Below are 12,295 nucleotides of genomic sequence, written 5' to 3'. Positions count from 1 at the left end.
CATCAAGAATTTCAACGAGGGCATCCCGCTCTTTTTCAGAACCAATAATTTCAGCACGACGCGCTATCTGGCCATCTGCTTTGAGATTGACATTCAGTTTCAGTTTCATAGTTGAAAAAATTAAAAAGGTAATTTTTCTTCATTGCCGTCATCCTCGACTGGCTCGGGAATTAGGCCGAACTCCGCCAGCTGCTCGCCGCTCAGCCAGTCCTGCACCTTAAAAAGATAAGGGCGGCTCGTGCTCTCGGTCAGGTACACCACGTCCGGGCGGCCCAGCTTGTCGAGGCGGTCCATGTCCAGGCCGATGGGGATGCGGTTGCGCATGGGCACGGGGTGGGGGTCCATCGCCCGCTTTTCCTTCAGGTAGGTGCGCACCTCCAATTCATCTGTGCGGTACTTGCCCTCCTCGTTGAGCTGCTTGGTGAGCCACTTGATGGGCAGCCGGAACTGCTCCAGGCGGTAGGTCAGGAACATGTCCTTGATGAAGTGCTCGATGCTGCGGTCGAGGCGGGTTTTGGTGGCCTCGCGCACGATGTGGAACTGCTCGGTGATGAAATCTTCGGGCCGGAACCAGAGGCGGCTCACCCGTTCGTGGTGGGGCTTGCGGTGGTGCAAAAAGTGCAGCCAGGCCGGGATTTCGGCAATCAGCTTGGCCTGCATGTCGGCGTCCTCGGTCCCCAGCGGCGGCACTTTCACCACGAACCAGCGGGTGTCCTCCTCGTCGATTTTCATCACCTTCTCCGCGTCGTTGCTGGTGAAGGCCAGCTTGGCGTAGAACGGCACCGGCTTGAGGTCCACGCCCTTGCGCTCGATCATGATTTCGTCCGACGTGACCATGTGCTTGAGGCGGTCCTTCTCGGTCGACTTGTCCGAGTTCTGCATGGCCTCGTCCAGGCCGATGAAGAATTTGCTGGCGTAGTGGTTGTTGAACTTCATCTGGAACTGGGACTGGTTGAGGATGGTGGCGTTGCTGCCGTATATCCAGGTCATCCACTTCAGGAAGGTCGATTTGCCGGTCTTGTTCTCCTTGCTCACCAGGATGACGACGGGCAGCTGGTGCTTGGGGTGGTTGTGGGCGATGGTGAGCCAGTCCAGGGCCACGGTGAAGGTGTCGGCCGTGACGCCGGTCTCCAGCGTGCCCTCGCCCCCGAAGATGTGCTTGAGGAAGGCCGCCGTGTTGGGGAAGGGCCCCTCCTTCAGCTCCCAGGGCAGCGGGGTGATGAGGTTGAGGTTGTTCTTCACCACGCGCTGGTACTCGCCGTTGAAGTTGGGCTCCACCGTGAAGCCGTCGTACTTGGGGCACTCGTCGAGGAAGTTGGGAAACTTCTTGTAGTCGCGCTGGATTTCGCCCACCTTGAAGTTCTCCAGCACCTCGCGCATGCCGCCGATGCCGTTGGGCTGGTAAATCCACTTGTACCAGTCGGAGCCGATGCGGGCGAAGCGGGCCGCGTCCTGGTGCTTGACGTAGCTCACCTCGTCGCCGTCGGGGTAGTAGCAGCGGCCGCGGTACACGAACTCGCGGTGGCCGATGTAGTCGGCGTAGAGCTTGTAGAAGACGGTTTCGGCGTTGAGCACCCGCCCCACGCCGAAGTAGTTGCGCACCAGGTCGTAGTGGGGCGTGGTGATGTTGCGGCCGGCGAAGTACTTGGTGGCCTCGGTGTGCAGGGCCAGGTCGTCGAGGATGGCCTGCTGCTGGTCGGGAAAGGCCTGGAACAGGTCGTCGAGGCCCTTGGCATTCTTCTCGCACAGCTCGCGCTTGCCGTGCAGGTAGAAGGCCCGCTTCAACGCGCACGCCTCGTCGTCGAGCAGCGGCTGGAGCATTTCCCGGAAGCCGATGACGGCCTGGGCGAACGAGGACGGCCGCAGGGCCAGGTCTTTGTCGGGGGCCCACTTCACGGTCAGCGCGTCGGCGTCGTGCAGCAGCACGATGGTTTCGACTTTGCAGGTGCGCAGGAAGGCCGTGAGGCTGCCTTCGAGCACGCGCACGTCGTTGTGCTTGTCGCTCACCACGGCGTTGGATGGCATGCCCACCACGGCCAGGCCCCGGGCGAAGGCGGCGGCGGCCTTCAGCTCGCCCTCCACCAGGTAGAGCACCGGCACCACCTCCGCGGCCTGGAACTTGGCCACCATGCCGGGCATCCAGAACGGCCGCGGCCGGGTGCCCTTGGTTTGGGCGTACTTCTGGGTTTGCTGGTGGCCCTCCAGGTCGGTGTAGGTGCGTGGCACCTTCAGGCGCACGCGCTCAAAAATGCTATCGGGGTTGTTCTTAGTGCCGTTGTCGTAGGTTTCCACCTCGCCGCTGAGCGTCGGGTAAATAATCACCAGGTTGTCGTCGGCGTCGCCGTACATCACGCTGAACGACTGCTTCATGTGCTGGTCGGGGCTGCGCGGGTTGGGGGCGCTGAACTGGAGCAGGCCGGCCGGCACGCCGGCAGCGGCCAGGCGCTGCTCGGCGTAGGAAATCGCAGCGGGTGGGGCGGGTGGGGCGGTATCGGTAGCAGCGGAAGGCATATCGCGGGAGGGCTAGGACAGGAAGGGCAGCGTAGCGGTGGCGGCCGCGCCGGGGTATTTGTGGGTGTAGGCGGCCTGCCGGGCCGTGATGGGCTTGTCGTAGCGGGCGTGGCAGCGCTGGCACATCAGGCCCAGGTTGTGGTCGCCGTGGTCGACCAGGGCATGGTCGAGATGCACCACGTTGAGCAGGATGCGGAAGGCGCGGAAGCCCGGCGGCGCGGGCTTCCGCTGGGGCAGCGAGCGGAACTTGCCGCCGGCGTCGCGGTAGCCCCAGAGGTGGTTGCCCAGGCCGCAGCACCGGCACTGGTGGCCGTCGCGGGCCAGGATGCGCGGCCGCACCTCCTTATGCCAGCCCTTGGGATAGTTGGAGTAGTCGATGGGCATGGCTTATTCCTTCCACTCCTTTAGCTCCTGGTAGCAATGCAGCATGGCCACCACGTCGCGCCGGCCGGCGGCGGCTTTGGCCAGGTTGAGCTGGATGCGCATCAGCATCGCCGCAACAAAGCCGGCGTTACCATCCAGGCCACAATAGAGTTGCTCCAATCTTTCGACGCGAACAATCTCATCTAACAGGCCTTCGGCGAGGTTCTGACTCATAGCGATGCGCATTAGTAGCGTAAATCGGTCCAGCCCACCAGCTGGCCCACGAACGGCAGGCTGTGCATCCGGTGCAGGAACTGCACCAGCTCCACCACGTCCTGAAAGCCGTCGCGGCGGCTCAGCTCCTGGCACTCCAGGGGCGTCAGCTCACGGCCGTCGACGCGGACGATGGGCTGCACCGGGGGCCCCAGGTAGCGTTCCCGGGGCCGCGGCACTTCGATCACCTGCACCACGCGCACCACGGCATCGGGCCGAATCTTGGTCATGTCGCGTTGGCGCACGTTGCGGTAGAACTGGATGGGCAGGCCCACGCGCCAGCGGGTGCCGCGGCGGATGGTGTGGGGCTTGGTGCCGTTGGCTACGGCCGCCACGAAGGCGGATTGAAAACCGAGGATCATAGCGCCGACACCTCCTCCCCCATCAGCTCGCGCAGCACCGACTCCAGCATCGCCTGCCCCGCCGGGTTGAGGGTGGCCAGCTCGGCTTCGTTCTTGCGCAGGTAGAGCATGTGCGTTTGGATCTGCTTTTTCACGCTTTCCACTTCCTTGCGGATGCCGGCCTCCAGCAAGCGGCGCTTGGGGTTGGTGAGCGCCGTCCAGGCCCCCGGCGAGAAGTACTGCTGCACCGTGTCGAGCCGGATGCCGGCGGTGTCCAGCGCGTCGTAGTAAGCCTGGTAGAGCGGATGGATGAGCTTCAGCAAGGCCCCAATTTTCATCAGGTCGCGGGCCCCGGCAGGCCCCAGGATGCGCGTGACTTCCTTGCTGACGATGATTTCCGCTATTTGGCCCACGGCGTCGTTGTTGGGCGTTTTGGGGGTTGGGCTCATGCTCACAGGATCAGGCGCAAAGGGTACACTTCCAGCGCGGCAGAAGGCGTGCGCTGGGCTCGCAACTCCCGCTCAAATTCATCGATGCGGGTTTCATTCTGGTCAATGGCCACGCGGGTGATGAAGCAGTGCACCACGATGCCAGAATCCGTTTTCCCTTCCCAAATGCGGGCCGGCACGCCGTTTAGTTCGACGGTTTTAGAGGTGCTTTCGACGGTGATTATCATGCTAGCCCGTCAATTGTGTTCTCAGTAAGGAATTCGGCCACCTTGGCCAGGGCGGCGGGCGTGCAGGCCACCACCTCGAAGGCCTGCTCGTCGCCCCCGACGTCGCGGATGTCGAATTCGACCCAGCCGCCGCACGCCATTCTCACCCAGTACCAGTACATCAGCCCGACTCCATTTTTGTGGCCGTGCGCGACAACAGTTTCCCGGCCGCTGGGCAGTTGCACGGCGGCGGTTTCGCAGCCCCTGGTGTACTTGTCGCCGCCCGCCTTATAGCCACAACCCAGGCTTTTTGCTTGCTTAGCCATTGTCCTGCCCTCCTTCCTGCCCTCTACTTACATCCAAAACCCACTCCAGGGCCTGAATGCGCACGTCGTAATCTTCGGCCCGACGCTTCATACCCAACCACTCATCATTCAACTCCTGCCACCTTTCTTCGCTGGTACGAAGCGCACCCATTTTCTCCAGCAGTGCCTGTCTTCCAAGTTCATTGCGCCGCTTGTTGTCCAGCAGTCGGGAAATATCGGCTTTTATTTCCACGGCCGATTTGCGCCGCCATTCGGCGCGCTGGGTGGGCGTGGACTGGTACAACTCCTCCGGCCAACCCAGCAGCTTTTTGAGCTTGTTGCCGTACTGGCATGCCTCGTGCGCCTGCTGCTCCGATTCGCCGTGCGTGGCCACGTTCTGGCCGCCTTCGCTATCGGCCGTAAACATGATGAGGTGGGTGGCCTTCAGTTCCTTCCGGATACTCTTGGCTTGTTCGATGGTAACGTCCATTGTATGAATGAATTGAACGACTTAAAAAATCAACTCAGCAGCTTCACCCGGCCACCTTTCACTTGGTCGTAAAAGGTGGCGTCGGCACCGTGGAGGTGTAGTTGTTGATGTTCACTTGCCAAAGCGGCCAACGGCCCCGCGGAACGCCCCGACGAGCATCTCAAATTGGTTGGCGGTGCACTCGCCCACCACCGCTTTACCGTGGGCGTCCTGGAGGATGAACATGAGCGAGGTAGCCCCGCTGACGGTGCCGGCTTCCAGGATGCCAACCGTGATGGCGGTGGCGTGGCGCATGTTGTCCACGTCCACGTCGGCCGCAATGGGCTTGCCGGCGGCTACGTCTTGTAAACTCTGAATGGTAACGGAAAGGGCTGCCATGTTGTGGGTAAAGGCTTGGGTGGGAAGGATAAAGACTAGGCGCTGGGCCCGAAGGCGGCGAAAAACTTGGGGAACAGCTCCTGCGCTGGGGCCCACACGGCCGTGACGCCTTCGCCCTGGCAGGTGCGGCACGGCACGAGCAGCGGCGGGTGCGCCTCGCCGGGCACGTAGCCCAGGTCGAAGAAGTACTCGGTGGGCGTGTAGCTCAGGCGCACGGCGTGGTAGTTGTCCCAGAAGCGGTGCAGCTGCTGGCGCTGGCCGTCGCAGGCCGGGCAGGGGCGTTGGGTGTAGAGCATCATGCCGCTTGCCCTCCTTCCGGCTGCTCGGCGTAGTAGGTGCGCACCATGGTGCGGGCCACCTCGAACAGGTCGTTGGCCTCGGCCAGCGAAAGGGTGAAGTAGGCCAGGCGGTTGGCCCCGGCGGCGGGCCACTGGCTCAGCACCTGGCCGCCCCATTCGGCTAGGGCCCGGCGCAGCGCCGGCTGCATGTCGTCGAACACCCAGACGTCGGTGGTGCAGCGGGCCCGGGGGCCCACGGCGGCGGGCGTGGGTAAGAGGTAGGGGGCGTGGCCGAGGTGGTGCAAATCGTGCACCAGCTGGGCGGCCGGTTGGGGGTGGTTCATGGCAGCAGCGAAAAGAAAAAGGGTGGAAAACGAGCGGTCGGGCGGGCAGCACCGGCCGCGGAAAAAGTCAGGCGGGGCGCTCCAACTCGGCCAGCGCGGCGGCGGCCTGGTCGTGGTTGTACTGCCAGGCGTCGGCCTGCCCGGTTTCGTGGGCAGCCAGCTTCCAGCGGTTCAGGTCGCGGCCCAGGCGTTCGATGGTTTGCTTGACCTGGGCGATCTGGGCGAGCAGGGCATCCTTGCGGGCCGCGTAGCCGGGGCCCTGCACCAGCCGGTCGAGGTCGGCCTTCAGGCCCACGAGGGCGGCTTCGGTGGCCTTGAGGTCCGCTTTTTTCACCCCGATTTTGTCGTAGGTCGTCACGGCCACTAGTAGTTGAGCAGCTCTTCCATGGGCACCTCCAGCACCTGGGCAATGACGGCCAATTCCTTCACCGAGGGCCAGGAGTTGTTGTTGAGCATCTGGGTGTAGCCCTTGCCGCTCATGCCCAGCGCTTCACAAATGCGCTGGCGGTACACCTCGACCAAACGCATGTCACGGGCCTCGCCCACGCGCCGGGCGATGACGGTTTCGATGGCGTTGCTGACCGGGGCCCGCAAGGCAGTTGTGGCATTTGTCATAGAAAAATTGTGTTGATTCTGTGATAATGTCACAGACATTTTGTGTTATTTGTGATTCTTGGTACGCGAAGATACCAACTATAACAATAAAACCAAACACATTATAAAAACCCGCACAAGGGATTGTGCACTTTCACAGGGAATTTTGCCCGCATGATTCACCACGGTGATGCGCTGCGCCTGCTGCTGAAAAGCGAGAAGTTGACCAATAGAGCGTTAGCGTCGCTACTGTATGTGCATCCCAACACCATCAGCAACTATATCCAGTCGTCCGAAATCAAGCTCGATGTGTGGCGGCAGATAGCCACTGCGCTGAAGAAGGACCTTAACGACCTGGTGCCGGGGCTACAGTTGTTCCGCACGCCCAACCCCGCGGCCGAACCGGCAACCCTTTACAGCTCGCCGCCCGTGCCGCCCGTGGCCGAAACCCTGAGTGCCTGCCAGAAAGAGCTGATGAGTCTCCAAGCCGCCTACATCACGCTGATGCAGGAGCATTTAGCACTGCTGCGGTCACTCTCCTCCAATCCCCAACCGACTTCATGAAAAAACTCTTACCGCTGCTGGCCTTGCTGGCCGGTTGCGGCGGCACCCCACCGCCCGTTGCCACCACCGTGCCCGCCCCGTCCGAACCGGCCGAACTCGCTCACTTGCCCAACCACGCAGTATTCGACGTGCCGGCATTGCGGCATAAAAGCCTAAATCAAATACGCGCGAAGCTGGGTGTTCCGAACGAGGACGATTCACAGCCAACTGCGGAACAACGCCGTGACTTGCGAGAGTGGGATAACGCCTATAAAAAGGAAGGCATGCAGTTGCGCATCAGCTATAACCCTCGAAACAATAAGGTGAAAGACTTTTTCATCAGCCCGCTAGACGGGGTGACCAATGACTTGAATGCTTTACTGGCGGCTGGCCACCTGACGCCCACCACACCAGGGTTTGAGATCCAGCCAGTTTTCCTGCACTTGAATCCCAGTACTCACCAGTACACGGGTGTGACGCTGGTACCCAACTAACCCCAGCCAGTTGGGACGGCTCGGCGCTTACCAACTGCTTACCAACCGAGGCAAAACAGGCTGATTTTCAGCTCTATTTGCGACTCCGGCTCCGGGTACGACACATTGCTACAGGAACCCCCGAAAAGCCGCCTCTCGCGTAGTAGAAGGCACTTTTCGGGGGTTCTTTCGTTTGGGCCACTACGCGAGCTATACCGACTTACTACAGGAAAAACGTCCCCAGTTACGCCCCTACTCACGGTCCTACTTCTCCCCTACCATGACGATTAAATTTGAACGGGGTACCGACTAGTCCGACGCCGCGGGCCGCTGCCAAGTGCACTTGTGGGCGTATTTCGACGAGCAGCCCTTCTGGATGAGCACGGGGGAGCGGTGCGCCGCCGCCGACTAGACCACCTCAAAAAGACCCGTTCCGCAAAGGATTTGACGGGTCACAGGAGGCAAATGATGTGCTCGATGCGTTATGGGAACGGGTGGCCGAGGCGTATCGGGACCTGCGCATAACGAGCGTGGCCGTTACCCCGGCCCCGTTGAAAGAGGCGTTGGCCCTGAACGTGGCGGTGGACTTACTGCCCGCGCCACTGCTTACGGACTACGGACTTATTCGAGGCATACACCGAGGTGCTACGGGCGCGAGGGTTCCGATTCCACACCCTAAAAGGCTACAAGACGGCGCACAACGCGCTGCGGGGGTTTGCGGCGACGTACCTAACGCATCCTGGCCAATTGTTTGGCCCCGGTGCGAAAGTTCAGGAAAAAGCCCTGCATGCACTACGAAGTTCGGACACTAGCGAAGTCAAGTGGATGCCGCGGCGCTTGGGCGCTTGTGGGTAAGTTTGGCCTTTCGTGGAAACTTGGCTCAGCCAGTCACCCGTATTAGCCAAATTCACTTGCTGCCAAGGGCGCCGAGCTTCTCCCAACGCCCGCCTACGATTCCTTATGCCTCACTCCTTTTCGGCTTCGGCCACGCCCGAGCCGGCGCCGGGTTTGCTGGCCGCTAACGGCAAGATGGCCGCGCTGGTGGACGCCAAAGACTGGTCGACCACCCCGCTGGGGCCCCTTGCGCAGTGGCCGCAGAGCCTGCGCACGACGGTGAGCCTGTGCCTGGCCTCTAACTTCCCCATCAACATTGCCTGGGGCCCCGGGCGGGTGCAGATTTACAACGACGGCTACTGGCCGCTGTGCGGCGACAAGCACCCCACCTCCCTGGGCCAGGACTACAAGGAGTGCTGGGCCTCGGCCTGGGAGGTGCTGGGCGAAGCCTTCGAGCAGGCGTCGGCCGGGCAGACGCGCTTTCTGGAAAACCAGCGCATGTTTCTGGACCGCTACGGCTACCTGGAAGAGACGTTTTTTACCTTCTCCTTCAGCCCTATCCTGGACGAGTCGGGCGGGGTGGGCGGCTTGTTTCACCCCGTAACGGAGCTCACGCAGCAAACCCTGGCCGAGCGGCGCCTCAACATCCTGCGCACGGTAGCCGAGCGCACGGCGGGGGCCCCCACCGAGCCTGAAACCGCCGTCCTGCTGCTGGAAACCTTTGGGGAGTCGGCGTTGGATGTGCCGTTTGTGGTGCTTTACTCGTTAGCGCCCGGGGCGGAGCAGGCCCGGCTGGAAGGCCAGGTGGGGCTAGACCAAGCGGCGGCGCTGGTGCCGAGTGCCATTGCCCTGGCCGAGGGAATGGGCGAGGGAATGGGCGAGGGAATGGGCGAGGGGATGGCCGGTTCCTGGCCGCTGGCCGAAGCCGCGCGCACGGGTACCGCCCAACGAGTGGAACAACTGGCTACCGGCTTCGGCCCATTTGCCGGCGGCCCCTACCCAGAAGCTCCGCACACGGCCCTGGTTTACCCGCTGCAACTAGGCGGCGCGGCGCAACCCGCCTATTTTCTGGTGCTGGGCGTGAGTGCCCGCCGGGCCCTAGACGCCGAATACGCCCTCTTTTTTGACCTGTTGGCAGGGGCCACGACCACGGCCCTGGCGAAGGCCCGCACGCTGGCCGAAGAGCGCCAGCGGGCCGAAGCGCTGGCTGAGCTGGACCGCGCCAAGACGGCTTTTTTCAGCAACATCAGCCACGAGTTTCGCACGCCGCTGACGCTCATGCTCGGCCCGCTGGACGACGCGCTAACGGATTGCACCCACCCGCTGCCCGCCCCGCAGCAGGAGCGCCTGGTGCTGGTGCAGCGCAACACCCTGCGCCTGCAGCGGCTGGTGAACAGCCTGCTGGATTTCTCGCGCATCGAGGCGGGCCGCCTGCAGGCGAATTATGCGCCCCTCGACCTGGCGGCCTACACGGCCGAGCTGGCCGGCGTGTTTCGCGCGGCCCTGGAAAAAGCCGGGCTGGCCCTGGAAGTGGACTGCGCCCCGCTGAGCGCGCCCGTGTACGTGGACGCGGGGATGTGGGAAAAAGTCGTATTCAACCTGCTGTCCAATGCCTTGAAGTTCACCTTTGCGGGGAGCATTCGGGTGAGTTTGCGCGAAGAAGACGGGCACGCCGTGCTGCGGGTGGCGGACACCGGCGAGGGCATGGCGGCGGCCGAGCTGCCGAAGCTGTTCACCCGCTTTTACCGGGCGGAGGGCACCCGGTCCCGCTCGCACGAGGGTTCGGGCATCGGGCTGGCGTTCGTGCAGGAGCTGGTGCAGCTCCACGGCGGGGTGATAACGGCCGACAGCCGGGCGGGGCAGGGCAGCACGTTTACCGTGCGCTTGCCACTGGGCGCGGCGCACTTGCCGGCGGAGCAGGTGCGGGACGCCCGCCCAGCCGCCCCACAACCAGCCCACGGGGCGGCGTTTGTGGAAGAGGCACAGCAGTGGCTCGCGGAGATGCCCGCGTGGCCGGCGGGCCCCGGTGCCACTCCGGAGGCGCGGCTGGCGGACGAGGCCGCGGCGACCATCCTGGTGGTGGACGACAATGCCGACATGCGCGGCTACGTGCAGCGCATCCTGGCCCGGCGGCCGCAGTGGACTGTGCGCACGGCGTCCGACGGGCTGAAAGCGCTGGAAGCCGTGACGCAGCAGCGGCCCGATTTGGTGCTCTCCGACGTAATGATGCCACACCTCGACGGCTTCGGCCTGCTGCAGGCGCTGAAAGAGAACCCCGACACGGCCCGCATTCCGGTGGTGCTGCTCTCGGCCCGCGCCGGCGAGGAGGCCACCGTGGAAGGCTTGGATAAAGGCGCCGACGATTACCTGGTAAAGCCCTTCGCGGCCCGGGAGCTGCTGGCCCGCGTGCACACCCAGCTCGACATCACCCGCACCCGCCAGGACAACACCCGGCTGCGGGCCGCCGAAGAAGAGCTGCGCAAATTTAAGGTACTGAGCGACCATGCGTTTGACGCCTTCATCCTGATGCGCGCCGACGGCTCGTTTGCCTACCTCAACGCCCTGGCCCGGCAGCGCTGGGGCTACACCGCCGAAGAAGTGGAGCAGCTGCGGGTGCCGGACGTGGACCCCATTTACCAGGAGGACAAGTTTCGGGCGGCGTTTGCGCAGGCGCAGCAGCGGGGGGCCCTGCCGCCCTTCGAAACCCGGCACCGCCGCAAAGACGGCAGCACGTACCCCGTCGAAGTGAGCATGGGCGGCATCACCCTGGATGGGCAGCCGCACATGTTCGCCATTGCCCGCGACATCACCGCGCAGAAAACCCACACCGAGGCGCTGCACGAGAGCGAGCAGCGCTTCCGCATCCTGGCCGACGCGACGCCCAACCTGGTGTGGGCGGTGAATCCGGATTCCACCATTCGCTACATCAACCAGGCGTTTATCGACTTTGTGGGGGCGACGCCGGCGCAGTACGAGGCGACGGGCTGGGGCCCCTACATGCACCCCGACGAGCTGGACAACGCCCAACGCCTGCTTACGGAGGCCATAGCCACGCGCACCCGCTACACGCTGGAGCACCGCATGCGGCGCCACGACGGGCAGTACCGCTGGCTGCTGGCGCAGGGGGCCCCGAGCTACTTCCCCAACGGGGAGCTGTACGGCTACGTGGGCTCGGCCATCGACATTACCGAGTTGAAAGAAACCAACGAGCAGCTGGTGCGCACCAACCGCGACCTGGACAATTTTGTGTACACGGCGTCGCACGACCTTAAAGCGCCCATCAGCAACATTGAAGGGCTGCTGCGGCTGCTGGAAGACCTGCTGCCCGCCGAGCTGCGCACCGACGACACGCTGCTGCCCGTGCTCACGCGCATGCAGGACGCGGTGGAGCGCTTCACCCGCACCATTGGCCACCTCACCGACGTGAGCAAGCTGCAGCTGGAATTTGCCCACCCGGCGGCGCCCACCGCCCTGGCCCCCCTCATCGAGGACGTGCGCCAAGACTTGCAGCCGCTGCTGGCCGAAACCGGCGGCCGGCTGGCCGTGAACGTGGTGGAATGCCCCACACTGGTGATAGCAGAGAAAAACCTGCGCAGCATGCTGTACAACCTGGTGAGCAACGCGCTGAAGTACCATCATTTAGACCGGCCGCCGGTGGTGCGCATCAGTTGCCGCCTCGAAGGCGGCCACCGCGTACTGCGGGTGCAGGATAATGGCCTGGGCCTGTCCGAGGGGCAACAGGCCAAGCTGTTCGGGTTGTTTGAGCGCCTGCACACGCACGTGGAGGGCACGGGCGTGGGTTTGTACATGGTGAAGAAGATGGTCGAAAACGCGGGCGGCACCATCTCGGTGCAGAGCCGGGAGGGCGAAGGCTCCACGTTTGCCGTGTGGTTTCCGGCTTAGCGGGCGTAAC

16 protein-coding genes are annotated in these 12,295 nt (G+C 63.5%); 3 read left to right on the top strand and 13 right to left on the bottom strand.

Annotated elements, in window-relative coordinates:
• Nucleotides 1–120 precede the first annotated feature (120 nt).
• The 13 genes from AXW84_RS06000 to AXW84_RS05940 all read right to left on the bottom strand — a co-directional run bounded on the left by AXW84_RS06000 (nt 121) and on the right by AXW84_RS05940 (nt 6,553).
• Nucleotides 121–2,511 carry a primase-helicase family protein gene (locus AXW84_RS06000; RefSeq protein ID WP_068230039.1) on the bottom strand — a complete coding sequence of 797 codons (2,391 nt, stop codon included), beginning with the start codon at nt 2,509–2,511 and terminating at the stop codon, nt 121–123.
• 12 nt (nt 2,512–2,523) lie between these two features.
• Nucleotides 2,524–2,895, bottom strand: a complete 372-nt coding sequence (locus tag AXW84_RS05995; RefSeq protein WP_068230037.1) for a hypothetical protein — start codon at nt 2,893–2,895, stop codon at nt 2,524–2,526.
• A gap of 3 nt (nt 2,896–2,898) precedes the next feature.
• Nucleotides 2,899–3,108: a hypothetical protein gene (locus tag AXW84_RS05990; RefSeq protein ID WP_157886843.1), complete on the bottom strand. Its 210-nt coding sequence runs from the start codon at nt 3,106–3,108 to the stop codon at nt 2,899–2,901.
• An 11-nt stretch (nt 3,109–3,119) separates the two neighbouring features.
• Nucleotides 3,120–3,509: a hypothetical protein gene (locus AXW84_RS05985; RefSeq protein WP_068230031.1), complete on the bottom strand. Its 390-nt coding sequence runs from the start codon at nt 3,507–3,509 to the stop codon at nt 3,120–3,122.
• Nucleotides 3,506–3,937 carry a hypothetical protein gene (locus AXW84_RS05980; protein WP_068230028.1) on the bottom strand — a complete coding sequence of 144 codons (432 nt, stop codon included), beginning with the start codon at nt 3,935–3,937 and terminating at the stop codon, nt 3,506–3,508. Before AXW84_RS05980 ends, AXW84_RS05985 begins: the two co-directional genes overlap by 4 nt.
• Nucleotides 3,938–3,939: 2 nt before the next feature.
• Entirely contained in the window at nt 3,940–4,164 is a 225-nt protein-coding gene (locus AXW84_RS05975) for a hypothetical protein (RefSeq protein WP_068230026.1), read from the bottom strand.
• Nucleotides 4,161–4,469 (bottom strand): hypothetical protein, encoded by a 309-nt coding sequence (locus tag AXW84_RS05970; protein ID WP_068230024.1) that lies wholly within the window; start codon nt 4,467–4,469, stop codon nt 4,161–4,163. The genes AXW84_RS05975 and AXW84_RS05970 overlap by 4 nt, the downstream gene beginning before the upstream one ends.
• Nucleotides 4,462–4,938 carry a hypothetical protein gene (locus AXW84_RS05965; RefSeq protein ID WP_068230021.1) on the bottom strand — a complete coding sequence of 159 codons (477 nt, stop codon included), beginning with the start codon at nt 4,936–4,938 and terminating at the stop codon, nt 4,462–4,464. Before AXW84_RS05965 ends, AXW84_RS05970 begins: the two co-directional genes overlap by 8 nt.
• Nucleotides 4,939–5,049: 111 nt before the next feature.
• On the bottom strand, nt 5,050–5,316 hold the full coding sequence (locus tag AXW84_RS05960) for a hypothetical protein (protein ID WP_068230019.1): 267 nt from the start codon (nt 5,314–5,316) through the stop codon (nt 5,050–5,052).
• 35 nt (nt 5,317–5,351) lie between these two features.
• Entirely contained in the window at nt 5,352–5,615 is a 264-nt protein-coding gene (locus AXW84_RS05955; RefSeq protein ID WP_068230016.1) for a hypothetical protein, read from the bottom strand.
• Complete coding sequence (locus tag AXW84_RS05950) at nt 5,612–5,938, bottom strand: hypothetical protein (RefSeq protein ID WP_068230015.1); 327 nt, start codon at nt 5,936–5,938, stop codon at nt 5,612–5,614. Before AXW84_RS05950 ends, AXW84_RS05955 begins: the two co-directional genes overlap by 4 nt.
• 67 nt (nt 5,939–6,005) lie before the next feature.
• Nucleotides 6,006–6,296 carry a hypothetical protein gene (locus tag AXW84_RS05945; protein WP_157886842.1) on the bottom strand — a complete coding sequence of 97 codons (291 nt, stop codon included), beginning with the start codon at nt 6,294–6,296 and terminating at the stop codon, nt 6,006–6,008.
• A 5-nt stretch (nt 6,297–6,301) separates the two neighbouring features.
• Complete coding sequence (locus tag AXW84_RS05940; RefSeq protein ID WP_157886841.1) at nt 6,302–6,553, bottom strand: helix-turn-helix domain-containing protein; 252 nt, start codon at nt 6,551–6,553, stop codon at nt 6,302–6,304.
• A gap of 234 nt (nt 6,554–6,787) precedes the next feature.
• On the opposite strand from AXW84_RS05940, the gene AXW84_RS05935 reads away from it, so the two are divergent.
• The 3 genes from AXW84_RS05935 (at nt 6,788) to AXW84_RS05925 (ending at nt 12,285) form a co-directional block, all read left to right on the top strand.
• Nucleotides 6,788–7,096 carry a hypothetical protein gene (locus tag AXW84_RS05935; protein WP_236943263.1) on the top strand — a complete coding sequence of 103 codons (309 nt, stop codon included), beginning with the start codon at nt 6,788–6,790 and terminating at the stop codon, nt 7,094–7,096.
• Nucleotides 7,093–7,569: a hypothetical protein gene (locus AXW84_RS05930; RefSeq protein ID WP_068230003.1), complete on the top strand. Its 477-nt coding sequence runs from the start codon at nt 7,093–7,095 to the stop codon at nt 7,567–7,569. Before AXW84_RS05935 ends, AXW84_RS05930 begins: the two co-directional genes overlap by 4 nt.
• A gap of 939 nt (nt 7,570–8,508) precedes the next feature.
• Nucleotides 8,509–12,285 (top strand): ATP-binding protein, encoded by a 3,777-nt coding sequence (locus tag AXW84_RS05925; protein WP_068230000.1) that lies wholly within the window; start codon nt 8,509–8,511, stop codon nt 12,283–12,285.
• Nucleotides 12,286–12,295: the final 10 nt, after the last annotated feature.

The sequence above is a fragment of the Hymenobacter sp. PAMC 26628 genome, from assembly GCF_001562275.1.
In the GTDB taxonomy this organism is placed as follows: Bacteria; Bacteroidota; Bacteroidia; order Cytophagales; family Hymenobacteraceae; genus Hymenobacter.
The sequence above is the reverse complement of the archived record's forward strand: the minus strand, read 5'-3'. Positions and strand labels throughout refer to the sequence as shown.